Annotated in this window: 22 protein-coding genes; 8 read left to right on the top strand and 14 right to left on the bottom strand. The window is 73.1% G+C overall.

The window, feature by feature from the left end; translation table 11 throughout:
• Nucleotides 1-15: 15 nt before the first annotated feature.
• From ACFPGP_RS08865 to ACFPGP_RS08845, 5 genes are all read right to left on the bottom strand, one after another.
• Nucleotides 16-741, bottom strand: a complete 726-nt coding sequence (locus ACFPGP_RS08865; RefSeq protein WP_378589336.1) for a flavodoxin family protein — start codon at nucleotides 739-741, stop codon at nucleotides 16-18.
• Between the two features lie 55 nt (nucleotides 742-796).
• A complete protein-coding gene (locus ACFPGP_RS08860) occupies nucleotides 797-1774 on the bottom strand; it encodes a pirin family protein (protein WP_378589335.1) in 978 nt (325 codons plus the stop codon).
• Between the two features lie 33 nt (nucleotides 1775-1807).
• The gene (locus tag ACFPGP_RS08855; protein ID WP_378589334.1) at nucleotides 1808-4198 is read right to left on the bottom strand and encodes an FdhF/YdeP family oxidoreductase; all 2391 of its coding nucleotides are present in this window, start codon (nucleotides 4196-4198) and stop codon (nucleotides 1808-1810) included.
• 40 nt (nucleotides 4199-4238) lie between these two features.
• Nucleotides 4239-5450 (bottom strand): homogentisate 1,2-dioxygenase, encoded by a 1212-nt coding sequence (locus tag ACFPGP_RS08850; RefSeq protein WP_378589333.1) that lies wholly within the window; start codon nucleotides 5448-5450, stop codon nucleotides 4239-4241.
• Nucleotides 5451-5524: 74 nt separating this feature from the next.
• On the bottom strand, nucleotides 5525-6688 hold the full coding sequence (locus ACFPGP_RS08845) for an aromatic ring-hydroxylating oxygenase subunit alpha (protein WP_378589331.1): 1164 nt from the start codon (nucleotides 6686-6688) through the stop codon (nucleotides 5525-5527).
• Nucleotides 6689-6823: 135 nt separating this feature from the next.
• On the opposite strand from ACFPGP_RS08845, the gene ACFPGP_RS08840 reads away from it, so the two are divergent.
• On the top strand, nucleotides 6824-8194 hold the full coding sequence (locus ACFPGP_RS08840; protein ID WP_378589329.1) for an aspartate aminotransferase family protein: 1371 nt from the start codon (nucleotides 6824-6826) through the stop codon (nucleotides 8192-8194).
• 21 nt (nucleotides 8195-8215) lie between these two features.
• On the opposite strand, the gene ACFPGP_RS08835 is transcribed toward ACFPGP_RS08840, so the two are convergent.
• Nucleotides 8216-8830: a TetR/AcrR family transcriptional regulator gene (locus ACFPGP_RS08835; RefSeq protein ID WP_378589327.1), complete on the bottom strand. Its 615-nt coding sequence runs from the start codon at nucleotides 8828-8830 to the stop codon at nucleotides 8216-8218.
• A 112-nt stretch (nucleotides 8831-8942) separates the two neighbouring features.
• Here ACFPGP_RS08835 and ACFPGP_RS08830 point away from each other — a divergent pair, with 112 nt between their 5' ends.
• Entirely contained in the window at nucleotides 8943-10976 is a 2034-nt protein-coding gene (locus ACFPGP_RS08830) for an acetate--CoA ligase family protein (RefSeq protein ID WP_378589325.1), read from the top strand.
• A 75-nt stretch (nucleotides 10977-11051) separates the two neighbouring features.
• Here the strand turns inward: ACFPGP_RS08830 and ACFPGP_RS08825 are convergent, their stop codons facing one another.
• A complete protein-coding gene (locus ACFPGP_RS08825; protein ID WP_378589323.1) occupies nucleotides 11052-11369 on the bottom strand; it encodes a hypothetical protein in 318 nt (105 codons plus the stop codon).
• A 187-nt stretch (nucleotides 11370-11556) separates the two neighbouring features.
• The gene (locus tag ACFPGP_RS08820) at nucleotides 11557-12759 is read right to left on the bottom strand and encodes an NAD(P)/FAD-dependent oxidoreductase (RefSeq protein WP_378589321.1); all 1203 of its coding nucleotides are present in this window, start codon (nucleotides 12757-12759) and stop codon (nucleotides 11557-11559) included.
• A 66-nt stretch (nucleotides 12760-12825) separates the two neighbouring features.
• Here ACFPGP_RS08820 and ACFPGP_RS08815 point away from each other — a divergent pair, with 66 nt between their 5' ends.
• A complete protein-coding gene (locus tag ACFPGP_RS08815; RefSeq protein WP_378589320.1) occupies nucleotides 12826-13992 on the top strand; it encodes an acyl-CoA dehydrogenase family protein in 1167 nt (388 codons plus the stop codon).
• 9 nt (nucleotides 13993-14001) lie between these two features.
• On the opposite strand, the gene ACFPGP_RS08810 is transcribed toward ACFPGP_RS08815, so the two are convergent.
• Nucleotides 14002-14211 carry a hypothetical protein gene (locus ACFPGP_RS08810; RefSeq protein WP_378589318.1) on the bottom strand — a complete coding sequence of 70 codons (210 nt, stop codon included), beginning with the start codon at nucleotides 14209-14211 and terminating at the stop codon, nucleotides 14002-14004.
• A 111-nt stretch (nucleotides 14212-14322) separates the two neighbouring features.
• On the opposite strand from ACFPGP_RS08810, the gene ACFPGP_RS08805 reads away from it, so the two are divergent.
• The 5 genes from ACFPGP_RS08805 (at nucleotide 14323) to ACFPGP_RS08785 (ending at nucleotide 18459) form a co-directional block, all read left to right on the top strand.
• Nucleotides 14323-15183 (top strand): hypothetical protein, encoded by an 861-nt coding sequence (locus ACFPGP_RS08805; protein WP_378589316.1) that lies wholly within the window; start codon nucleotides 14323-14325, stop codon nucleotides 15181-15183.
• On the top strand, nucleotides 15180-16394 hold the full coding sequence (gene fahA, locus ACFPGP_RS08800) for a fumarylacetoacetase (protein ID WP_378589315.1): 1215 nt from the start codon (nucleotides 15180-15182) through the stop codon (nucleotides 16392-16394). Before ACFPGP_RS08805 ends, fahA begins: the two co-directional genes overlap by 4 nt.
• Nucleotides 16395-16452: 58 nt before the next feature.
• Nucleotides 16453-16920: a nitroreductase family deazaflavin-dependent oxidoreductase gene (locus ACFPGP_RS08795; protein ID WP_378589314.1), complete on the top strand. Its 468-nt coding sequence runs from the start codon at nucleotides 16453-16455 to the stop codon at nucleotides 16918-16920.
• Between the two features lie 113 nt (nucleotides 16921-17033).
• The gene (locus ACFPGP_RS08790) at nucleotides 17034-17417 is read left to right on the top strand and encodes a hypothetical protein (protein WP_378589312.1); all 384 of its coding nucleotides are present in this window, start codon (nucleotides 17034-17036) and stop codon (nucleotides 17415-17417) included.
• Nucleotides 17418-17541: 124 nt separating this feature from the next.
• Nucleotides 17542-18459, top strand: coding sequence for a phosphodiesterase (locus ACFPGP_RS08785; protein WP_378589310.1), 918 nt, complete (start codon nucleotides 17542-17544; stop codon nucleotides 18457-18459).
• Nucleotides 18460-18472: 13 nt separating this feature from the next.
• Here ACFPGP_RS08785 and ACFPGP_RS08780 read toward each other — a convergent pair whose 3' ends face one another.
• The 5 genes from ACFPGP_RS08780 to ACFPGP_RS08760 all read right to left on the bottom strand — a co-directional run bounded on the left by ACFPGP_RS08780 (nucleotide 18473) and on the right by ACFPGP_RS08760 (nucleotide 23692).
• Nucleotides 18473-19819 carry an MFS transporter gene (locus ACFPGP_RS08780; protein ID WP_378589308.1) on the bottom strand — a complete coding sequence of 449 codons (1347 nt, stop codon included), beginning with the start codon at nucleotides 19817-19819 and terminating at the stop codon, nucleotides 18473-18475.
• Between the two features lie 55 nt (nucleotides 19820-19874).
• Nucleotides 19875-20375: a DUF1269 domain-containing protein gene (locus tag ACFPGP_RS08775; RefSeq protein ID WP_378589307.1), complete on the bottom strand. Its 501-nt coding sequence runs from the start codon at nucleotides 20373-20375 to the stop codon at nucleotides 19875-19877.
• Between the two features lie 89 nt (nucleotides 20376-20464).
• Nucleotides 20465-22402: a hypothetical protein gene (locus ACFPGP_RS08770; protein WP_378589305.1), complete on the bottom strand. Its 1938-nt coding sequence runs from the start codon at nucleotides 22400-22402 to the stop codon at nucleotides 20465-20467.
• Nucleotides 22403-22511: 109 nt separating this feature from the next.
• Nucleotides 22512-23075 carry a hypothetical protein gene (locus ACFPGP_RS08765; RefSeq protein ID WP_378589303.1) on the bottom strand — a complete coding sequence of 188 codons (564 nt, stop codon included), beginning with the start codon at nucleotides 23073-23075 and terminating at the stop codon, nucleotides 22512-22514.
• Nucleotides 23072-23692, bottom strand: a complete 621-nt coding sequence (locus tag ACFPGP_RS08760) for a TetR/AcrR family transcriptional regulator (protein WP_378589301.1) — start codon at nucleotides 23690-23692, stop codon at nucleotides 23072-23074. The genes ACFPGP_RS08765 and ACFPGP_RS08760 overlap by 4 nt, the downstream gene beginning before the upstream one ends.
• Nucleotides 23693-23771: the final 79 nt, after the last annotated feature.

Genomic DNA, 23771 nt, shown 5'->3' with positions numbered 1-23771 from the left:
GGCGCCGCCGGGAGGTCAGGAGCGGTACTCGGGGTTCTCCCAGTCGAAGCGGGTGCCGGCGTCCCACTCGTGGCGCTGGTTGCCGTAGCCGGGCACGCCGCCAGCGTCCTTGAGCATCTGCGCGAGGTGCAGGAGGTTCCAGGTCATGAAGGTCGTGTTGCGGTTCGTGAAGTCGTTCTCCGGCCCGCCGCTGCCCGGGTCGAGGTACGACGGGCCGGGGCCCGCCTCGCCGATCCACCCGGCGTCCGCGTTGGGCGGGATCGTGTAGCCGACGTGCTGGAGGCTGTAGAGCACGTTCTGCGCGCAGTGCTTGATGCCGTCCTCGTTGCCGGTGATCAGGCAGCCCGCGACGCGCCCGTAGAAGAGGTACTGGCCCTTGTCGTTGAGCATCCCGCTCAGCGCGTAGATCCGCTCGATCAGCTGCTTGGTGATGCTCGAGTTGTCACCGAGCCAGATCGGGCCGGCGACCACGAGGATGTCGCTGGCCAGGATGCCGGGGTAGAGGTCGGGCCAGGCGTCGGTCGCCCACCCGTGCTCACGCATGTCGGGGTAGACCCCGGTCGCGACGTCGTGGTCGACCAGCCGGATCTCGTGGACGTCCACGCCGTGCTTGCGCATGATCGCGGCGCTGGCGTCGACGAGACCCTGGGTGTGGCTGGGCTCGGGGCTCTTCTTGAGCGTGCAGTTCACGTAGGTCGCGCGCAGTCCCGAGAAGTCCGGCGCCGGGGTGTCGGTGCTCATGCAGGAACTCTCGACCTCCGCGACCGGCGCCACAAGGCCTCCGCCTCACGGGGCGCTAACGGCGCTCCTTGAGCCGGGCGTTGGGCAGCGGCGGGGCCGGGATGGGCGGCAGCGGGTCGTCGAGCGGGATGCCGAACCGTCCGTCCACGAGCGACCCGTCGCCGGGGATCTGCGCCTGCCAGGCGGCGCGGAAGGCGACGATCTCGTCGTGGGAGCGACCCACGAAGTTCCACCACATCACGATCGACTCACCGAGCGGCTCGCCGCCGAGCACCAGCACGCGCGCCCCGGCAGCGTGGGCCTCGAGGCGCAGGCTCGCCGTGCCGGGCGCGACGTACCCGAGCGCGTGCTCCTTGACCTCCGTGACCTGCACCGAGACCACGCCGGTGTCGACGAGGACCCCGTGCTCGTGCGCGGGGTCGACGTCGAGGTCGAGCGCGGTGCCGGGGTCGAGCACCAGCTCGGCGCCGACCAGCGGGGACGCCGTCGCGACCGGCGAGGTGTGCCCCAGCAGGGAGCCCAGGAAGACCCGCGCCCGCCAGCCGTCGCCCTCGAGGAGGTCGGGCGCGTGGTGGGCGAACGACGGGGCGCACTCGCGGGCGGCCTCGGGCAGCGCGACCCAGAGCTGGACGCCGTGCAGCGTCGCGGTGTCCGCCGTCGAGACCTCGGAGTGGCTGATGCCGTGCCCGGCGGTCATCAGGTTCACCTCGCCGGGCCGCACCATCGCGTGGTGGCCGGCGCTGTCGCGGTGCTCGATCTCGCCGGTGAACAGCCAGCTCACCGTCTGCAGCCCCGTGTGCGGGTGCGGGGCGACGGTCATGCCGCCGGTCGCGTCGACCGGGTCGGGGCCGTAGTGGTCGGCGAAGCACCAGCCCCCGATCAGCGAGCGGTGCCGCTGCGGCAGGGTGCGGCGCACCCGCATCGCGCGCGGACCCCCCAGCGGGACCTCGCGCGGCTCGAGCACCTCCACCTGCACCTGCGCGGGGCCGCCCTCGCAGACGACCTCCTGCGGGTCTCGCTCCGGGTTCGTCATGGGGCCAGTGTGCCCCGGTCCACCACCGCCCCGTCAGGACAGGTGGTGGGGCTGGGGCGCGCGCTTGGTCTCGTCGCCGCGGCTGCCTGGAGTGAGGACGCCCACGTCGCTGGCGAGGCGGACCCCCGTGTTCTCGGTGCTCGCGGGCTCGAGGCGCACCAGGACCGACTTGTACGCCGGCTGGTTGCTGCCCTCGGCGGTGTGCTCGAGGGGCACCAGCGGGTTGGCCTCGGGGTAGTAGGACGCGCAGCAGCCGCGGGGCACGTCGTACGCGACGAGGCGGAACGACGGGACCTCGCGCTGGCTGCCGTCCTCCCACTCGCTGACGACGTCGACGAGGTCGCCCTCCTCGAAGCCGAGGGCCGCGATGTCGTCGGGGTGGATCAGCACCACCCGCCGGCCGTCGGCGATGCCGCGGTAGCGGTCGGAGAGGCCGTAGATCGTGGTGTTGAACTGGTCGTGCGAGCGGATCGTCTGCAGCAGCAGGTGGCCGGGCGGCACCTGCAGCACCTCGATCGGGCTGACCGAGAAGATCGCCCGGTCGCGCTCGGTCGGGAACTCCCGGGAGTCGCGCGGCGGGTGGGGCAGCACGAAGCCGCCGGGCTGGCTCGCCTTCTCGTGGTACGCCGCGCAGCCGTGCACGACGCGCGCGATCGAGTGGCGGATGGTCGTGTAGTCGTCGCGGAAGGCGCTCCAGGGGATGTGGCCGCCGTCCTCGAGCGTGGCCTCGGCGATCGAGCAGATGATGTCGACCTCCGAGCGGAGGTGGGGCGAGGCCGGCTTGAGCGGCCCTTGCGAGGTGTGCACCGACGACATGGAGTCCTCGACCGAGACCTTCTGCACCTTGCCGCCGGTCATGTCCTTCTCGCTGCGGCCGAGCGCCGGCAGGATCAGCGCCTCGCGCCCGTGCACGACGTGCGAGCGGTTGAGCTTGGTCGACACGTGCACGGTCAGCGCGGCCGAGCGCATGGCCTCCTCGGTGACCGAGGTGTCCGGCGCCGCGGAGACGAAGTTGCCGCCCATGCCGACGAAGACCTTGGCATCGCCGTCGCGCAGCGCCTTGATCGAGGCGACGCTGTCGAGGCCGTGCTCGCGCGGCGGCTCGAACCCGAACTCGTCACGCAGCGTGTCGAGGAAGTGGTCAGGCACCCGCTCCCAGATGCCCATGGTGCGGTCGCCCTGCACGTTGGAGTGGCCGCGCACCGGGCACAGGCCGGCACCCGGCTTGCCGATGTTCCCCTGCAGCAGGTGGAGGTTGACGATCTCCTTGACGGTGGCGACCGCGTTGCGGTGCTGGGTGATGCCCATCGCCCAGCACGTGATCGAGCGGCTGGAGTCGGCGAACATCCGCGCCGCCTGCTCGATCTCGTCACGCGACAGACCTGTCGAGGCGAGCACCTGGTCCCAGTCGAGCACCTCGAGCGCCCGCGCCCACGGCTCGAAGTCAACGGTGTGCTTCTCCACGAAGTCGCGGTCGACGCAGCCCCACTCCAGCAGCAGCGACGCGATCGCCTGGAGCAGCGCGAGGTCGCCGCGGGTGCGGATCTGGAGGTAGAGGTCGGCGAGGCCGGTGCCCGGGCCCACGACGCCGCGGGCCGTCTGCGGGTTGCGGAACCGCAGCAGCCCGGTCTCCTTGAGCGGGTTGACCGCGATGATCTTCGCGCCGTTCTTCTTGGCGATCTCGAGCGCGCTGAGCATGCGCGGGTGGTTGGTGCCGGGGTTCTGGCCCATGATCATGATCAGCTCGGCCTCGTGGACGTCGTCGAGCGTCACCGAGCCCTTGCCGATGCCGATCACCTCCTGCAGGGCCACCGACGTCGACTCGTGGCACATGTTCGAGCAGTCGGGCAGGTTGTTGGTGCCGTAGGCCCGGGCGAACAGCTGGTAGAGGTACGCCGCCTCGTTGGAGACCTTGCCGGAGGTGTAGAAGATCGCCTGGTCGGGGTCGATCGCCCGCAGGTGCCCGGCGACCATCGCGAACGCGTCGTCCCACCCGATCGGCTCGTAGTGGGTGGCGCCCTCCCGCAGCACGAGGGGCTCGACGATCCGGCCCTGGCGGTTGAGCCAGTAGTCGGTGTGCTGGGCGAGCTCCTCGACCGGGTGCGCCGCCATGAACGACGCGTCGAGGTGGTCGCGCACGGCCTCGTCGGCGACGGCCTTCGCGCCGTTCTCGCAGAACTCGGCGGTGTGCCGGTGCGCCGGGTCGGGGTCGGGCCAGGCGCAGCCCTGGCAGTCGAAGCCGTCGGTCTGGTTGAGCTTGAGCAGCGACCGCGCCGCCCGCACGGGGCCCATGGCGCCCATCGCACGGTGCAGGGCGATGGCCACGGCCTCCGGCCCCGCCGCCGACTTCTTGGGGTCGTCGACCTTGATGCCGGTCTCGTCGATCTCCCGGGCGAGCCTCTGCTGCCGTGCCTGTCGTCGCATGACTACCGGTTACCCATTCGGCGACAGCGGCATTCCGCCCTCAGCTGTTGGAGAACACCGCCGGGGAGTCGCCGCCGTCGGGGCCGCGGCCCGCCCAGCTCCAGGGGTACGCCGGGTCCTCGGCCGCGAGACCGCCCTCGCCGAGCTCGAGGGGGGCGAAGGTGTCGACCATCACCGCGGACTCCTCGAAGTAGTCCACGCCCAGCGAGGCCTCGATCGCCGAGGGCTGGGGGCCGTGCGCGTGCCCGCCCGGGTGCAGCGAGACCGAGCCGAGCCCGATGCCCGAGCCCTTGCGCGCCTCGTAGTCGCCCCCGACGTAGAACATGACCTCGTCACTGTCGACGTTGGAGTGGTAGTAGGGCACCGGGATCGCGAGCTCGTGGTAGTCGACCTTGCGGGGCAGGAAGTTGCAGATCACGAAGTTCCAGCCCTCGAAGACCTGGTGCACCGGCGGCGGCTGGTGGACCTTGCCGGTGATCGGCATGTAGTCGTCGATGTTGAACGTGTAGGGGTACAGGCAGCCGTCCCAGCCCACGACGTCCAGCGGGTGGGTGGCGTAGACCAGACGGGTCCCGACCACGCCGGCCGAGGTGCGGTGCTTGACCAGCACCTCGACGTCCTCGCCCTGCTCGACCAGCGGCTGGGTCGGGCCGTGCAGGTCGCGCTCGCAGTACGGCGCGTGCTCGAGCAGCTGCCCGTAGCGCGAGAGGTAGCGCTTGGGCGGGGCGATGTGGCTGTTCGCCTCGATCGCGTAGAGCCACGACGGCTCGGCCGGCACCCACCGGTGCGTGGTGGCGCGCGGCACCACGACGTAGTCGCCGGCCCGGTAGGACACCACGCCGAAGACGGTCTCCACGGTGCCCGACCCCTTCCACACGAACACGCACTCGTCGCCGATCGCGTTGCGGTAGTACGGCGAGGCCTCGGTGCCGGTCACGACGTAGCCGATCCGCACGTCGTTGTTGCCGAGCACCTGCCGGCGGTCACGCACCGCGCAAGTCCCGGTCGCGAGCTCCCCGAGCCGCAGGTGGCGCGGCTTGAGCGGGTGGTTGGGCACCCGCACCTGGTCGGGCAGCTCCCAGACCTGGCTGTCGACCACCGCCGACGGCACGCCCCGGTGGTAGAGCAACGAGGAGTCCGAGGAGAAGCCCTCCTCCCCCATCAGCTCCTCGCGGTAGAGGTTGCCGTCCCCGTCGCGGAACTGGGTGTGCCGCTTCTGCGGGACCTCGCCGACCTGCCGGTAGTACGCCATCTGCCTGTCCGTCCGATATCCGGATGCTGCGTGCCGTTATCCGGGACACAGCATAGGCGACCGGCAGGCTGCGTCTAGGCGGTCGTCGCGGCGCTGCCCTGGTAGGCGCGGGCGAGGTAGGAGACGAAGTGGTGCACGCCGTCCTCGTCGGGCGCCAGCGGGCCGGGCTCGTAGCCGGGCGCCTTCATGCCGCGCTGCACCGATTCGCAGGCCGCCCAGTCCTGCCGGTTGGTGAGGTCCCAGAAGTCCACGGCGTACGACGGGTCGAAGCCCTCGGCCGCCGCGGTCTCGCGCGGGAACGCCCACGAGCAGCGGATCCGGGTGAGGTCGGGGGTGAGCGGCGTGAGCAGGTGGCTCATCACGTAGTCGGGGTGCAGGCTGATGAGCAGGTTGGGCAGGACCGCGACGTACATGACCGTGCGCCGCTCGTGCTCGTCGAGGCGCTTGATCGCGGTGCCGCCGCTGCGGCCGTCGAGCGACATCGTCTCGGCGCCGGTGCGCAGGTCCATCCAGCCGCCGACCCAGTCGCCGTCGGTCTCGATGTTCTCGCCGCTGTCGGGCGGGCTGACCCGGCACAGCTCCGGGTGGATCATCGAGCAGTGGTAGCACTCCTGGTAGTTCTCCACCACGACCTTCCAGTTCGCGGCGACGTCGTACTCGTGCACCTCGGGAGTCACCAGCTGGTCGGCGTCGTAGTCCGCGACGATGGCCTCGAGGTCGCCGACGTGCTCGGTGAAGGGGCCCCCGCGGCCGGCGCGGTCGACGAAGACCCAGCCGTGCCACTCCTGCACGGCGACCGGCTTGAGGCCGAGGGCCGCCTTGTCGAGGTCGACGTCCTGGTGGCCGGGCGCGCCGATCAGGCTGCCGTCGAGCCGGTAGCTCCAGGCGTGGTAGGGGCACACGATCGCGCGGGTCGTGGTCGAGCTGCCGCACGGCAGCAGCTCGTGGCCGCGGTGCCGGCAGGCGTTCTCGAAGCCGCGCAGCACGCCCTCCTTGTCGCGGGTCAGGAGCACGCCGTACTCGCCGACGTTCTCCGCGGCCATGCCGCCGGTCGCGATGTCGGTCGAGCGACCGACGCAGATCCAGCCGCCGAAGAGGTGCTCGCGCTCCCACGCCAGCACCGCGTCGTCGAGGTACGCCGAGCGTGGCAGGCACCGGCTCTGGCCGAGCGGCGCGAGCGCGAGGGCCACCTGGGCCGGGTCGAGCGGAGCGGGCGGGATGGTTCCGGTGGCCAGCATGGCGCCGCCTTTCGGGTGCGACTGAACGGCTGTTCAAGCATGCTAGCCCCGGCCGGGCGGCCTTGTCACCGCCTCCGCGCCGTGAATAGACTGAACAGTCAGTCAGCCATGCGACCGCGAGTCCGAGGAGCCCTGATGACCACCACCGCAGGCGTGCTGAGCGACCTGCTCGACACCGTCATCGCCGAGGAGACCGAGGCGTTCGTGGCGCGGCAGCCCACCAGCCGGGCCTTCCGCGACCGGGCCACCCACCTCGCCGGCGGCGCGACGTCCAACTGGCAGATCGCCGACCCGCAGCCGGTGTGGATCAGCCACGGCCGCGGCTCGCGGATCTGGGACGTCGACGGCTGCGAGTACTCCGACTTCCACGGCGGGTACGGCGTGGCCCTGGCCGGGCACGCGCACCCCGCGATCGTCGCCGCGGTGACCGAGCGGGTCGGCCGCGGCACCCACTTCGCCCAGCCGACCGAGGACGCCATCGCGGTCGCGGACAACCTCGCCGAGCGGTTCGGGCTGCCGCTGTGGCGCTTCGGCAACTCCGGCACCGAGGCCACCATGGACGCCGTCCACCTGATGCGCGCCGCCACCGGCCGCTCGCGGATCCTCAAGGTCGAGGGCGGCTACCACGGGCACCACGACTCGGTGGAGGTCTCCGTGCTGCCCGAGGCCGATGACGACATCGGCCCGCGCGAGCGCCCGCACAACGTGCTCGACAACAGCGGCATCCCGACCGAGATCACCGACCTCGTCACCGTCGTCCCCTTCAACGACCTCGAGGTCGTCGCGCAGGTGCTCGACGAGCACCCCGGCGAGGTCGCCGGGATGATCGTCGAGCCGGTGATGATGAACGCCGGCATCATCCACCCGCTCCCCGGCTACCTCGCCGGGCTCAAGGAGCTGCTGCACCGGCACGGCGCGCTGCTCGCCTTCGACGAGGTGAAGACCGGCATGACCGTCGGCCCCTCCGGCGTCACCGGCATCCAGGGCGTCACCCCCGACCTCGTCTGCCTGGCCAAGGCGATCGGCGGCGGTGTGTCGACCGCCGCCATCGGCGGCACCGACGAGGTGATGTCGCTGATCGCGGACGGCGGCTACGAGCAGGTCGGCACCTTCAACGGCAACCCGCTCGCGATGGCCGCGGCGCGCGCGATGCTCACCGAGGTGCTCACGCCCGCGGCGTACACCCACCTCGAGCACCTCCGCACCCGCATGGAGACCGGGCTGCAGGGCGTCATCGACGAGCACGCGCTGCCGTGGCGGGTGATCACGGCCGGGGCCAAGGGCTGCGTCTCGTTCCTGCCCGACGAGGTGCACGACTTCCGCGACTTCCTCACCCTCGACGGCCGCTACGGCCACGCGCACTGGCTGGTGCAGCACAACCGCGGCGCCTTCCTGCCGCCGTGGGGCAAGGTCGAGCAGTGGCTGATGTCGGTGCAGCACACCGACGAGGACGTCGACCGCTTCGTCGCGAACTTCGCCCACCTCGCCGAGCGCCTCACCCGCTGACCCGTCGAAGTGACGGCTCGACTACAGGCCGAGCTCGCGGTGGGCGACGTCGAGCGCCAGCCTGCGCGCCCGCTCGCCGTCGACGACCGGGTCGTCGAGGGCCACCTGCACGACGAGCCCGTCGAGCAGCGCGGCCCAGACCTGGGCGAAGTGGGCGACGTCGACCGTGGCGATCTCGCCCTCGTCGACGCCGGCCTGCACCACGCGGGTGATCAGGTCGCGCCACTGCTCGTCGAGCGCGGCGCGGTCCTTCTTCACCTCCGGGTGGCGGAAGGCCTGCGCCCAGAGGTCGAACCAGAGCCCCCAGTCCTCCGGCACCTCGCCCTTGTCGGGCAGGACCCACGTGGCCAGGGTGTCGAGCCGCGCGCTCAGCGAGGTGGTCTCGGCGAGCAGCGCCTCGACGTTGACGTAGAACGCCCGCTCGGAGAACCGCAGGGCCTCGGTGAGCAGGCTGTCCTTGGTGCCGAAGTAGTAGATGACGAGCGCCGGGCTGGCGCCGACCCGCGCCGCGACGTCGGCGATGCGGGTGTCGGAGAAGCCGCGCTCGGCGATCAGCTGCGCGGCAGCAGCGAGCATCTGGTCACGCCGTACGTCGGCGACGGCCTCCCCCTGCTCGGCCTGCTGCTTCCCGGCCACACCACAACCTTCCGCGCGAGACGCCCGGACGGCCCCGGACGCTTGTCGGGGAAACTATCACGCACCTAGACTGAACAGTCAGTCAGGATGGCGCCCGGAACGGACGGTACCCATGGTGGATGCACGCCTGCGCCGGATGCTGGAGGCGCGGTCGGTCGCCGTCGTGGGCGCGAGTGACCGGCCCGACTCGTTCGGGTGGCGGCTGACGACCGAGGCGCTGCGCAGCCCCGGCTACGAGCGCGTCCACCTCGTGAACCCGACCCGCCCGACGGTCGCCGACCGGCCCTGCCTGCCCTCGCTCGCCGCAGTGCCCGAGCCGGTGGACCTCGTGCTGCTCGGCGTCCCCGACCACGCGCTCGTCGACCAGGTCCGCACCGCCTCGGCGCGCGGTGACGGCGGCGCGGTGGTCTTCGGCCCGGCGAACGGCGTGCGCGACGCGCTGGCCGAGGCCGCCGACGGGCTCGCGATCTGCGGCGGCGGCTGCATGGGGTTCGTGCACCCCGGCGCGGGCGTGCGCGCGATCGGCTACCTCGAGCGCGACCCCCTGACACCCGGGCCGGTCGCGCTGGTCACCCACTCCGGCTCGGTGTTCTCGGCGATGCTGCGCACCCACCGTCGGCTCGACTACTCCCTGGCCGTGTCGTCGGGGCAGGAGCTGGTCACCGAGGCCTCGAGGTACGTCGACTACGCGCTGTCGCTGCCCGAGACCCGCGTCGTGGGGCTGGTGCTCGAGACCCTGCGCGACGCGGAAGGGATGCGGGCCGCGCTCGCCACGGCCGCCGACCACGACGTGCCGGTCGTGGCCCTCACCGTCGGCACCTCGACGCGCGGCCAGGACCTGGTCGGCGCCCACTCCGGCGCCCTCGCCGGGTCGGACGCCGCGTGGGAGGCGCTGTTCGCGGCGTACGGCGTGCACCGCGTCGACGACCTCGGCGAGCTCACCGACAGCCTCGAGCTCTTCGCGGTCGGGCGGCGGGTGCGCGGGCGCCACGGTGGCATCGCGACCGTCCACGACTCCGGGGCCGAGCGGGTCCTGGTCGCCGACGTCGCCGAGCGGCTCGGCGTGCCGTTCGCGCCGCTCACCACCCCCACGGTCGAGAAGCTCGGGCGGCTGCTCGAGCCCGGCCTCGCCGCCACCAACCCGCTCGACGTCTGGGGCACGGGCTCGGGCGCCGAGTCGATCCTGACCGGCTGCCTGCTGGCGCTGGCCGACGACGAGCAGGTCGACGTGGTCGCGCTCGCGGTGGACCTGGTCGAGGAGTACGACGGGGACGAGGCGTTCCCGCGCGCTCTGCACCGGCTGGCCGGGCACACGGGCAAGCCGGTCGTGGTGCTGTCGAACCTGTCGGCCGCGATCGACCAGGAGCTCGCCGCCGACCTGCGCTCGCGCGGGATCCCGGTGCTCGAGGGCACGCGCTCCGGGCTGCGCGCCCTGGGCCACCTGCTCGACCAGGCCGCGCCGCCGGTGCGGGCAGACCCGCAGGTCGACGAGGACCGGCAGGCCCGGTGGGCCCGGCGGCTCGCGTCCGGGGCGCCGGTCGACCCGCTCGCGCTCGCGGCCGACTACGGCGTCGACGTGGTCTCCTCGCGCGTGGTCACCGACGTCGACGGCGCGGTGGCGGCGGCCGGGGAGCTCGGCTACCCCGTGGTGCTCAAGACCGGCGCCGCCGAGGTGCTGCACAAGGTCGACGTCGACGGCGTGCGCCTCGACCTCCGCGACGAGGACGCCGTCGCCGCGGCGTACGCCGACCTGGCCGCACGCCTCGGCGAGGTCGTCGAGGTGCAGCGGCAGGTGCCGGCCGGCGTCGAGGTCGCGCTCGGCGTGCACCAGGACCCGCTGGTCGGGCCGTTGCTGGTCGTCGCGTCCGGTGGCACCCTCGTCGAGCTGCTGCGCCAGCGGGCCGTGGCGCTGCCACCGGTCTCCCACGACGAGGCGGGTGCGCTGGTCGTGTCGCTGCCGCTGTCCGCGCTCCTCGACGGCCACCGCGGCGGCCCGCCCCTGGCCCGCGACGCGCTCACCCGCGCCGTGGTCGGCGTCGCCCAGCTCGCCCTCGAGCTCGGCGACCACCTCACCGGCCTCGACCTCAACCCGCTCGTCGTCGGCCCCGACGGCGCGATCGCGGTCGACGGCCTGGTCGTCAGGTAGAGCCACCGCCGTCGCGGGTTCATCACCGCCTGCGGGCGAACCGGCCAGCGCGCAGCCGCCCTCACCCGGGCCACGTCACGCGAAGGGCGTCACGACGCCCGCCCGCCCGAGCCGGTCGAGGTCATCGGCCACGCCCGTCACCTCGACGAGCCGCAGGTGGTCATGGGTGATGAACTCGACGAGACGCCGGGTCAACAGCCTGCCCGTCGGCGCCAACGTCCCGAGCGGCGTCGGCAGCGGGCCGACGTGCACCCCGCTCTGCGACAGGAGCAGTGCGGTTCTCGTGCCGTCGTCGATCCGGTCCACGGTCACCTGCCGGAAGTCCGTGAGCGCGGCATGGACGCGCCGTACCCGCTCGACGATCGCCTCGACGGCAACGGGCTCGCCGTTCACGCGCTAGGGATCGGCGTAGACGGACCGGAAGCGGTCGACCGCCGACGCATCGTCAGGTGGCGTCGCCCAGAGGACCAGCATGCGACCGGGTGGGTCGTCCCCGTGTCCCCACCGCGGCGGTCACCCATGCCCCGATGCTCGCACACGGACCGACCTGGACAGGCGTGGGCGAGCGCGGCTGGAGTCGTCAGGTAGCCGACTCGGGGAACGGCAGCGCGATCGGGTCGGGGGCGAGCCGGCTGCGGCCCCGGGCGTCGAAGCGGTCGAGCCCGAGGTCGGTCACGTCGACGAGGTCCGTGGTGCCGGTGGTGACCAGGTCGGCGGCGACGCTGGAGACGCCCGGGCCCCACATCATCCCGTGGCCACCGGCCGCGGCGACCACGGCGCCGGGCACCGGCCCGTCGTCGGTGAGCAACGGACCGAGGATCGGCAGGTGGTCGGGGGTGTAGTCGATGGTGGCCGCCCAGGTCCGGCGCAGGCCGAGCTCGGCGGTCACCGGCACCAGCGTCGCGATCCGGCGGCGCATGGTGTCGTAGTAGGCCCAGTCGAAGTCGCGGGCCTCGCCCGGGGGCTCGTCGGGGTTGCTCATCCCCCACATCAGCCCGCCCGCCTCCGGGCGCCAGTAGATGCCGGAGGCGACGTCGAAGACCATCGGCAGCCGGTCGGGCGCGAGGCCGGGGTGCGGCTCGGTCACGACGACCTGGTGCCGCGTGCCGCCCGAGGGGATGGTGACGCCGGCGGCCCGCCCCACCTCGGCGAGCGTCGGCCCGCCCGTGAGCACCACCCGCTCGGTCGCGATCTCGCCGGCGGTGGTGCGCACGCCGAGGACCCGGTCGCCGTCGCGGTGGAGGCCGGTGAACGCCGTACGCTCCACGACGTGCACGCCGGCCGCGACCAGCGCCGCGGTGTAGGCGAGCACGTTGCGCGGCGGGTCGATGTAGCCGTCGCCGGGGGCGTAGGAGCCGCCCTGCGTCTGGCCCGTGGCCATCGCGGGGTTGAGCTCGTCGAGCTCGTCGGGGTCGACCCAGCGCACGTCGAGGCCCAGCGCCTGCTGCATCGCGATCCGCTCGTGGGCCTGCGCCACCTGGTCGTCGGAGAAGCACGGCATCGAGTAGCCCTGCGCGACGAAGCCCGAGTCGAGCGGCACCCGGTCGGGCTGGGAGACGTAGAAGTCGCGGGTGAACAGACCGAGCCGGACGGCGACCTCGGTGCCGCCCTGGGCGCGCACCATCCCGGCCGCGCGCGGGCTGGCCCCGGCGCCGAGGGTGTCGCGCTCGAGCAGGACGACGTCGGTCAGCCCGGCCTCGCGGAGGAACCACGCGCACCAGGCGCCGATGGTGCCGCCGCCCACGACGACGGCGTCGGCGGTGCGCGGAAGGGCGCTGGTCACACCGGCGAGCGTGCCATAGACTGAACAGTCAGTCAACGACGCCGGACCCGACGAAGAGGTGGTGCCGTGTACGGCCTGAGCTCCGACGACCTCGACCTCCAGCGCCGCGCACGCGCCTTCGCCGACGAGCTCATCGAGCACGAGGAGACGGCCGAGGAGAACGGCGGCCGCCTCCCCGACGACGTCGTCCGGGCGCACCACGACCGGGCCATCGCCCTCGGGCTCTTCGCCACCAACATGCCGACCTCGGTCGGCGGCCGCGGCTGCACCTCCCTGCAGCAGGTGCTGGTGCAGGAGCAGGCCGGCCGTGTCACCAACGGCATCGCGTGGTGCATGGCGACGCCGCCGGCGTGGTGGGCCGACGTCGCCAGCGACTACCAGCGCGAGCGGTGGCTGCTGCCGACGGTGCGCGGCGATATGGAGGAGTGCTACGCGATCACCGAGGAGGGCGCGGGCTCCGACGTCTCCGACATCGTCGCCACCGCGCGCCGCGAGGGCGACGAGTACGTCCTCGACGGGGTCAAGTGGCACGTCACGTCGTTCCACGAGTCCAGCTACGTCTTCTTCCAGGCCGCCCTCACCAGCGGGCCGCACGCCGGCGGCCAGGCGCTGTTCGTCGTCGACAAGGACACCCCGGGCGTACGCGTGGTCCGCACGCCGGCGTACACGCACACGCTGGCGCACGGGCACCCGATCGTCGCCTTCGAGGGCGTACGGGTGCCGGCCAGCCACCTCGTCGGCACCGAGGAGGACGGCATGTCCTTCGTCTACGAGTGGTTCCGCTTCGAGCGGCTGATGGTCGCCGCCCGCTGCCTCGGCGCGACCGAGCGGCTGGTCGAGGAGACGACGTCGTTCGCGCGCGCCCGGGTCGTCGGGGGCGAGCGGCTGCTCGACCGCCAGCTCGTGCAGGCGATGCTGGCCGACAGCCTGACCGAGCTGTTCGCGGCGCGGTCGATGCTCTACGAGACCGCACGCTCGATCGACGAGGGCGTCGACCGCAAGGTGCTGCACGCGCGCTGCTCGATGGTGAAGCTCTTCGCCTCCGAGACGGCGGGTCGGGTCGCCGACCGCGCCGTGCAGGTCTTCGGCGGCCGGGGCTACATGCGCGAGAACGTCGCGGAGCGCCTCTTCCGCGAGATGCGGGTGGAGCGGATCTGGGAGGGCGCCAGCGAGGTGCAGCGCCTGATCATCGCCGACCAGCTCGCCAAGCGCGGCCGGGCCGCCCTGGTCTGAGCGCCCGCGTCAGTGGCGCTTGCGGCGGTCGCGCTTGGACTGGTTGCGGCGGCGCGCCCGCTCGCGCCGCTCGGGGCTGCCGTGGGGGGTGCGCGATGCGTTGTGGACGCCGTGCGGGACGGGCGGCCGTGGCCCCTTCTGCCTGGGTCGCGACCGCATGACGAACCACACGACCACGGCCAGGATCGCCACGGCGAAGAAGACGATGACGTACCACATGGCCCCGCCCTTCCGTGCCGGCCGACGACCGGCGCTCTCCACTCCCCCGGGGCAGGCTAGCCCCCGACGGGGGCCTCCGGGCGGAGTCTCGCCATGACTAGAGTCGCCCGGGTGACCTACTCCGCCGACGACCTCGTCCCCACCTGGGTCGGGCTCGTGGACGACGCCGCCGTCTTCCCGCCGGGCGACGCACCGCTGCACGACGCGGCCAGCGCCCACGTCGCGCGGAGGTCGGAGTGGTGGGCCGACCTGGTCGGCCCGCTGGTGGTCCGCGACACCGACCTGCCCCTGCTGCGCGGCAGCCCGGCCCGGCTCTCGGTCGTGGTGACCGGCGGCGCCGGGCAGGTGGGCGGCCCACCCGCCGTGGCATCGCGCCTCGGCCTCGCACTGGCCGGCCTCGAGGTCGCGCTGCGCGACCTCGACGACCTGGCCGGCAACGCGCGCCGGGTCGTCGCCGCAGTCGATGCCGCGCAGGCGGCGGGCACGCTCGACGACGACGTGCCGGTCTTCGTGGAGCTGCCGCAGGCCGAGCCCTCGGCGTCGTGGCTCGCGGCGGCCGACGAGGTCGCCGCGGCCGGGCTGCGGCTGAAGCTGCGCACCGGCGGGCTCGAGGCGGCGGCCTTCCCGTCCGCCGCGACGCTGGCCGCGTGGGTCGACGCGGCGCTCGACCGCGAGACGCCGTTCAAGTGCACGGCGGGCCTGCACCAGGCGCTGCGGCACCGCGACCCGGAGACCGGCTTCGAGCACCACGGCTTCGTCAACCTGCTGACCGCGACCGCCCGCGCCTTCGACGGTGCCGGGCGCGACGAGGTGGTCGCGGTCCTCGACGACGCGGAGCCCGGCTCCGCGATCGGCCGCGCCATCGACACCGACCTCGCCGCCGGGCGACGGTGGTTCACGTCGTTCGGGTCGTGCTCGGTGACCGAACCCCTCGAGTCGCTCGTCGCGACCGGACTGCTGGAGGACCTGTGAACGAGCCCACGACCGACAGCTGGGTGGAGGGCGCCACCGGCTCCCCCTTCGACGTCGACAACCTGCCGTACGGCGTGTTCTCGCTGCCCGGCGAGGAGCCGCGGGTCGGTGTGCGGATCGGCGACCACGTGCTCGACCTCTCGCCCGTCGCTGCCTCCGAGATGCTCGACGTCCACCAGGCGTTCCAGCAGCCCACGCTGAACGCGCTGATGGCCGAGGGCCGGGCGGTGCGGCAGAGCCTGCGCAGCTGGCTCACCGGCCTGCTGACCGACGAGACCGAGCGCGACCTCGTCGAGCCGCACCTCGTGCCGCTGGCCGACGTCGAGCTGCACCTGCCGGTCGCCGTCGGCGACTACGTCGACTTCTACGCCTCGCTCGAGCACGCGACCAACGTCGGGCGGATCTTCCGCCCCGACGCCGAGGCGCTGCTGCCGAACTGGCGTCACCTGCCGGTCGGTTACCACGGCCGCGGCGGCACGGTCGTGGCCAGCGGCACCGAGATCGTGCGGCCGTGCGGCCAGCGGAAGGCCCCGGGCGACGACGCGCCGACGTACGGCCCGAGCACGCGTCTCGACATCGAGGCCGAGCTCGGGTTCGTGGTCGGCACCGGCACGGCGCTCGGCGACCGGGTCGGCGTCGACGACTTCGCCGACCACGTGTTCGGCGTGGTCGGGCTCAACGACTGGTCGGCGCGCGACATCCAGGCCTGGGAGTACGTGCCCCTCGGCCCCTTCCTCGGCAAGTCGTTCGGCACGTCGGTGTCCCACTGGGTGACGCCGCTCGAGGCGCTCGACGCCGCGTGGACCGACCTCCCCGGCCAGGACCCCGAGCCGCTCCCCTACCTCGCACCCGACCGCGCCCGCGGGCTCGACATCGACGTCGAGGTGGTGCTCAACGGCGAGGTCGTCAGCCGCCCGCCGTACGCGTCGATGTACTGGTCGCCCGCCCAGATGCTCGCCCACCTGACGGTGAACGGCGCCTCGGTGCGCCCGGGCGACCTCTTCGCCTCCGGCACGATCAGCGGCGCCGAGCGCGAGCAGCGGGGCTCCTTCCTCGAGCTGTCGTGGGGCGGCCAGGAGCCCTTCGGCGACGGGCGGACCTTCCTCGAGGACGGCGACGAGGTCGTGCTGCGCTACACCGCGCCGGGCACCCGCGGCGGCCGGATCGCGCTCGGCGAGGTGTCCGGCAGGATCGCGCCCGCCCGGACGTGAGGCACGTCGTACGACGGCAGACTGGAACACGTTCTAGTCGTGTCGGTACGGTCGCGCCATGGGCCTGATGACCCCGCTGGCCGTCCGGATCGGCGCGATCGGATGGATGCCGCGGCTGCTGCCGCAGATCGTCGCCGTGGACACCACGCTCCAGCGCGTGACGCGCGGGAAGGTGAGCGTTCTCGACCTCGCGGGCCTGCCCAACCTCGCGCTGACGGTGCCGGGTCGCCGGACCGGGATCCTCCGCACCACACCCCTGCTCGGCGTGCCCGACCGGGGCACCTGGCTCGTGGCCGGGTCCTACTTCGGCGGCCCCGACATGCCCCTGTGGGTGGGCAACCTGCGCGCCGCCGAGTTCGCCGAGGTCTCGGTCGACGGACGGCGCAGTCGCGTCACCGGCGAGGAGCTCGAGGGAGCCGAGCGGGCGGAGGCCTGGCAGGTGCTGCTCCGGACCTGGCCGAACTTCGCGGTGTACGAGGAGCGCACCGACCGGGTGATCCCGGTCTTCCGCCTCACCCCGGCCTGAACCCGGGGCCGGGTGCGTGGATAGGGAGCACGTCAAGGTCCTGACCGACGCCTCTGGTCGAGCCGAGCATCGCATCGGACGCTGAGGGTGGTCGGACGAAAGGGGTGACCCCCGTGGAGGTCCTTGTCCGCATGATCCTGGGCTTGCTCCTCGTCGCGCACGGCCTGGTCCACCTGTTGTGGTTCGCACCCAGCGACGACCCGGCGTGGCCGTTCCGGCTCGACCGGTCACGGCTGCTGCCAACAGCGACCCGCACACCCGTCGCGGTGGGGCTGATCGCCCTCGTGGTCGCGGCGTTCGCGCTGCTGGGCCTCGCCGTGTGGGGAGTCCCCGGCCTCACGTCGCTCTGGTCGGTCCTGGCGATCGGGGCCGCCGTTGCGTCCCTCGCCGCGCTGGTGCTGTTCTGGGACCGTCGGCTCCTCTGGGGCGCCGCGATCGACGTGGCCCTCCTTGTCGTGGCGTTGTGGCTTCCCGCCTGGACGGACCGCCTCGGATGACGGTCGACCGACATCCGTTCGTGCCGCGGTTCGCGTGTGGACGCAACGCACGCGTCTCCGCACAGGACCTCCGGTTGCTGGTCCGCACCGGTCGGGAGCGCGGGCGGCTGGCTACCCTGCAGGCGTGCAGTACGGCCAGTACCCCGACCCCTCGCTGACCATCGCCCACCTCAGCGACCCCCACCTGCTCGCCGACTCGAAGCAGTACGGCGTGATCGACACCGAGGCCGGACTGGCCCTCGCCCTCGAGCGGCTGCGACGCCTCGACCCGGCCCCCAGGGCGCTCGTGTTCACCGGCGACCTGGCCGACAAGGCCGAGCCCGCGGCGTACGACCGGCTGCGCGCCATGGTCGAGCCGGCCGCGGCCGAGATCGGGGCCGTGGTCGTCTGGGTGATGGGCAACCACGACGAGCGCGAGCCCTACGCGAAGGCGCTGTTCGGCGAGGAGGGCGACCGCCCGCAGGACCGCGTGCACGACGTCGACGGCCTGCGGATCGTGGCGCTCGACACCAGCGTGCCCGGCTACCACCACGGCGACCTGACCGACGCGCAGCTGGCCTGGCTCGCGGACCTGCTCGCCACACCGGCCCCGCGCGGCACGGTGCTGGCGATGCACCACCCGCCGATCCCGGTGCCGATGATGCGGCCGGCCGAGATCATCGAGCTCGACGGCCAGGACGCGCTGGCCGAGGTGGTGCGCGGCACCGACGTGCGGGCGATCATCGGCGGGCACTTCCACTTCACGTCGTGGTCGACGTTCGCGGGCATCCCGGTGTCGGTGGCCTCGGCCAGCTGCTACACCAGCGACCCGGCGCCGCTCGACCGGTTCATCTCCGGCGTCGACGGCCACCAGGCGTTCACCATGCTGCACCTGTACGACGACCAGGTGGTGCACACGGTCGTGCCGCTGGCCGACGCCCCGGAGGTGACCGGGTTCCCCTCCGACGTGCGGGCCCAGGTCGAGGCGCTGAGCGCGGCCGAGCGCCGCGACATCCTGTCGCGCAAGGACTCGGCGTTCTACGCCTCCGACCCCGGGATCTGACCCGGGGCCCGGCTCAGACGCCCTCGTGGTTGCCGATGCCGGGATGCACGAACGGGACGCCGGCCCGCATCTGCTCGACGGCACCGGGGTGCACGCGGCGCAGGTGCGCCAGGGCACGGCGGCGGTAGCGGAGCACCTGGACGGCGCCGAGCGCCCAGAAGGCGTACTGCACGCAGAACGCCGCACGGAAGTCGTCGAGGTCGTAGGCGTCGACGCCGCCGGGCGCCCGCACCTGCAGCACGACCCCGACCAGCCCGATCGTCAGCAGCGAGGCCAGGAAGCCACCGACGTTGACCATGCCGTTGGCCCGGCCGACCGCCTCGACGGGCGTGAAGGTGCGGGCCAGGTCGAAGCCCACCATCGACGCCGGGCCGCCGCTGGCCGTGACGCACACCAGCACCACGAGCAGCCAGAGCGGCGCGGGCTCGGTGCGCAGCAGCACGACCGTCCACACCACGACCATGATGGCGACGACGCCGAGGACCAGCCACGAGCGGTAGTAGGGCAGCCGGCCCACGAGCCAGCCCAGCACGATGCCGCTGAGCACCACCCAGACGGTCATCAGCATCAACAGCCCGCCCGCCGTACCGGAGGAGAGGCCCTGGCCGCTGACCAGGAACGGGTAGCCCCACAGCAGCGCGAAGACGGTCATCGAGAACTGCGAGACGAAGTGCGACCACATCCCCAGGCGCGTGCCGGGGTTGCCCCAGACCGTGCGCAGCGACCCGGCCAGCGCGCGCAGCTTGAGGCGCTCCACGCCGTGACGGCGGTACGGCGAGTCCTTGACCAGCAGCGCGACCGCCACCATCAGCACCAGCCCGACCGACGACGCGAGCGCGAAGGCGCGGGTCCAGCCGAGGGTGTCGAGGGCGAGGGCGAGGGGCGCAGCGGCCACGATCGCACCCACCTGCCCGACCTGGCCGGTGAGCTGGGTGACCACCGGCGCCTGGCGCACGAGGAACCACACGGACACCAGCCGGATCACGCTGACGAACACCATCGCGTCGCCGCCGCCGAGCACCGCGCGCGCGAGCACCGCGACCGGGAACGACGTGGCGAAGGCGAACGCCAGCTGGCCGGCCGTCATCAGGACCAGCCCGACCAGCAGCACGCGCTGGGAGCCGTACCGGTCGAGCAGCACGCCGACCGGGACCTGCATCGAGGCGTACACCACCAGCTGGAGCACCGTGAAGAGCGCCAGCTGGGTGGCCCCGATGTGGAAGCGGTCGGCGGCCAGCAGCCCGGCCACACCGAGCGAGCTGCGGTGGAAGACGGCGAGCGCGTAGACCGACAGCGCGACCAGCCAGATCACCCACGCCCGGCGGCGGCCGATGTCGTGGACCTGCTCCGGCGCGCTCATCGCCCGCCGACGCTACCGCCCGGGGTGGGCGGTCGCGCCGGTCAGGGTCGTCGGGTCACGGCTCGAGAGCCGCGAGCTCCTTGTCGATCTCCTTGGCCTGGACCTTGACCTCCTTGCGCAGCTGCTTGATCGCGTGCAGCTCCGCCTTCTCGACGGCCTCGCTGATGGTGAGGTCGCCGATGACGAGCAGGGCGGCCTCGCCCTCGTCGATCAGCTCGCCGAGCTCCTTGACGTCGGAGCGCGACAGGCCGCCCCACAGGTGACCGGCGATGCCGCCGGCCGCGCCGAGGACGGCGGCCGAGCCGATGATCGACGGCGGGAAGAGCACGCCGAGCGCGGCACCGGCGGCGACGCCCCACCAGGCACCCTTGCGGGTCGAGGTCTCGTCCTTGTTGACGTGGATCTTGCCCTTGTCGTCCTTGGTGACGACGGCAGCGTCGAAGTGCCCGACGGCGTCGACGGCGTGGAGCGCCTTGACGACGTCGTAGTCCGCCTGCGCGGCGGCCTCGTCGGGGTAGGTGGCGATGTACAGGAAGACGCCATCAGGGTCGGCCATGGCTGGTCCCTCTCGTAGTCGGACAGGTGCGGTGCCACCCACGCAAGCACTGCCTCTCCCCGGCGGCATCGTCCGGCACGGATGGGCTGTCAGCCGGGAACGGGCACCGACTCCGCCTCGTCGCCCGCGGACGGGTCGGTGGGAGCAGCGTCGTGCTCGTGGTAGGCGAGGCCGTGGAAGTAGGCGTAGGTGAGGAGCAGCGTCAGGAAGGGCCCGACGAGGGCGGTGACCACCCCGGGCAACAGGTTCACGAGCAGGAAGGGCGCCTGCACGACCAGGAGCACCAACGACCCCAGGAGGCCGCCGAGCACGCCGCTGACGAGGAGCATGAAGACCACCAGCCCCACCAGCTTGGGAACCTGCCCCCGCACCAGGTGCGCGCTGCGCCGCAGCGCCCGGTAGCCCCAGGTGGGCTCCAGCACCGTGACCGGCAGGATCAGCGCCCCGGCCAGGACCAGCACGAAGGCGAGGGGAGCGAGGAACACGGTGACCAGGAGCAGGCCGGCCAGGAGGATCACCATGACCTGGGTACCGAGCACCGGGCCGGTGCGCCGGAGCGCGGACCGGTAGGCGGCGAGCACCCCCACCGGCCGCCCGGCGTCGAGCTCGGCCACGGCCCGCATGGTCGCCATCTGGGCCAACAGCGCGACGAACGCGGTGGCCAGCCCGAGGCACAGGGTGACGGCGGCGCTCGCCCCCGAGAGCTGCTGGTCGACCGACTGGCCGAGCGGCTCGACGACGAGCTGCTGCACCACGCCGTTGACCAGGGAGGCGAGCGCCACCACCAGCCCGATGCCGAGGAAGAGCCGCCACCGCGTGCGGTACACCAGCCACGCCACCGAGACGGTCTGGCCGAAAGTGCGCTGCTGCTGCAGCGGGAAGGGCTCCGAGCGGCGCCACGACGTACGGCGCACCAGCCACACCACGACCGCCAGGACGAGTGCCAGTCCGAGGACGACGGGGACGGGGTTGGAGGTGAACTGCAGCAACGTGACCGACACCTCCCCCACGGCCCCGCAGAAGAAGGCGGTCGTCTGGCCGCCGTAGAGGGAGCCGCCCGGCACGGCGTAGCTGCGGTCCATCGTGTCGGACGACCAGGTGAAGGGAGCCGTCCACCGCTCCTTGGTGCTCGGACCGGTCGGGCCCTCGTAGATCGACCGGGGCTCGTGCTGGCCCCACAGCCCCTGGTAGCCGAGCCACGGGTACGCCGTCCTCGCCGCGGCGGGGTCGGCGGGGATGGTCCGCACCACCGGCGTCACGCCCGGGTCGGTGCCGAGCGTGGTGTCGCAGCCCAGGCCCTGGGTGCGTGAGCGGAGCAGGAACAGGCCGGGCTCGAAGTGACTCGAGTGGGACCCCGCCGAGACGTACACGACCGGGTGCGTGCCGTCCTGCACGTCGAGCTTCGGGTCGTCCCAGGCCGAGCTCTCGGCGCTCTCGTGCTGCCCGTAGACGACCCGGGTGGGCGTGCTCTCCAGCGCCTGGGCCACGGAGTCCGCGTCGAACTCGACCTGGATGCCCTCCCAGTCGCTCTCGTGCTTGTTGTTGAAGTCGTTGAAGGGGTAGTAGAACCAGTACTGCAACGCCAGGCGCCCCGGGTACGCCGGCTCGGTGGCGACGTGGGCGTAGACGGTCGTCGGGGAGCGCGCCCACACGCGGTCGGCCCACTGCTCGTAGTCGCACCCGGGGCGCAGGGGGTCACCGGGGAAGTCGAGCGCGTAGCCGGGCAGCCCCGTCGACAGGGTCTTCGCGTCCGGGCCGATCGTGACCAGGTCGTCCTGCGTCCACGGGCCACGGAGCGCGACCGAGGGATCACCGAGCAGCAGGTCGACGTCGCTCGGGTGGTACGGCTCGCCCGCCCCGCACTGCTGGGGCTGTGCGACCAGCCGGATCAGCGGCGCGTACGTCTCGGCGAGCCGCTGCTCGCCGGAGGTGTCGGCGTGCGCGGTCGCCGGCAGCGCCAGCACGGCTCCGACCACGGCGGCGACGACGGCCAGCAGCGGGCGCAGCCGGCTCGCGGTCGACGTCACGGGTCTCCTCCGGTTCGGCGGACGGGGGTGGGCTCCAGCCGACGACATCCGCCTGCCCTCCGACAGGGCCGAAGGTCCCCGCGGGACCCGGGGCAGGTCCCGCGTCCGGTCAGCGGCGCGCGACGGCGACGACGACGCCCACGACGGCCAGGGCGGTGAGCCACCGGAGCGCCGTCGCCGCCACGTCAAGGTGCTGCCCTCGCCGGCCCAGCCGGTCGACGGCCTCGTCACGCACGGCGTTCGTCCAGCGCAGGGCCCGGTAGGCACCGGCCAGCCGCGCCCGGTCGGAGAGCCGGCTCCAGGTCGACCGGGCGTCGTGCCGGCGCGTCAGGTGCCGGCGGTCGTGCAGCACGAACGCCGCGGCGAGCGCGTAGGCGAGAGGGGCGATGAGCACGCGCAGCACCACGCCGACGGCCAGCACGGCCAGCGGTGTGGCCAGCGCGGGCAGCACCGTGTCCGGCGAGGTGACCTCGTCCATCCGGTCCTCGCTGCCGGTCGCCACGGCCACGGCGACGCCCGCCACGACGAGCAGGATCGAGGCCGTGCGCAGGCAGCGCAGCACGAGGACGGCCGTGGCGTCCCAGGACTCCGGGGCGAGTGCGCCGACGGCGTCCACCTCGCGGCCCGGTACGCCGTCCCGGGGCGCCGCCGGACGCCCCTCGCTCGCGGTCATGGGCCGGACGCTACCGAGGGCGCCGGCGCCAGCAGCATCCGCTCCGCCGCCCGGGTGAGCCGGGTTCGGTACGCACTCTCCGACCAGCCCCGCTCCCCCAGGAGGGTCTCGAGGACGTCGAAGCCCATGAGCGCCAGGAGGAGGTCGGCGGCCTCCCGGACGGTCCAGCCGGGATCCAGCACCTCGCCCTGCGCGAGGCGCCGGGCGACCCTGAGGGACGAGGCCCGCCAGTCCTGCTGGACGAGGTCCCAGTGCGCCGCGGCGTCCGGGTCGTCGTCCTTGACGCGCTGGACGGCCCGGGCCACGCGGAGCAGGCGTGGTTGGCAGCGGGCGAGGTGGGCGAACCACTCCGCGAGCAGGTCGCGCGCGTCGGTGACCGCCCACACCTGCGCGCCGGAGGCGGCGACCCCCACCTCGTCGTTGACGTGGTCGAACAGCGCGACCACCAGCGCCGTACGCGACTCGAAGTGCAGGTACAGCGAGCGTCGGGTGACACCGGCGCCCTCGGCGACGGCGGCCATGGTCAGCGCGGCGAAGCCGCCCTCCTCGACCAGCCGGTGCGCCGCCTCCAGCACGGCCTCGCGGGTGCGACGGCTCCGGGCGTTCTGCGGCTCCACGCGAGCATCCCTCCTCGGGAATGAACTACACACTGTGTGCTGTTCCTTGGGAACTACACAGGCAATGTACTTCTCAGGA

The sequence above is a fragment of the Nocardioides taihuensis genome (assembly GCF_042657275.1).
GTDB lineage: Bacteria > Actinomycetota > Actinomycetes > Propionibacteriales > Nocardioidaceae > Nocardioides > Nocardioides taihuensis.
Note: the sequence above shows the minus strand (reverse complement) of the source record. Positions and strands in the feature narration are given on the sequence as shown.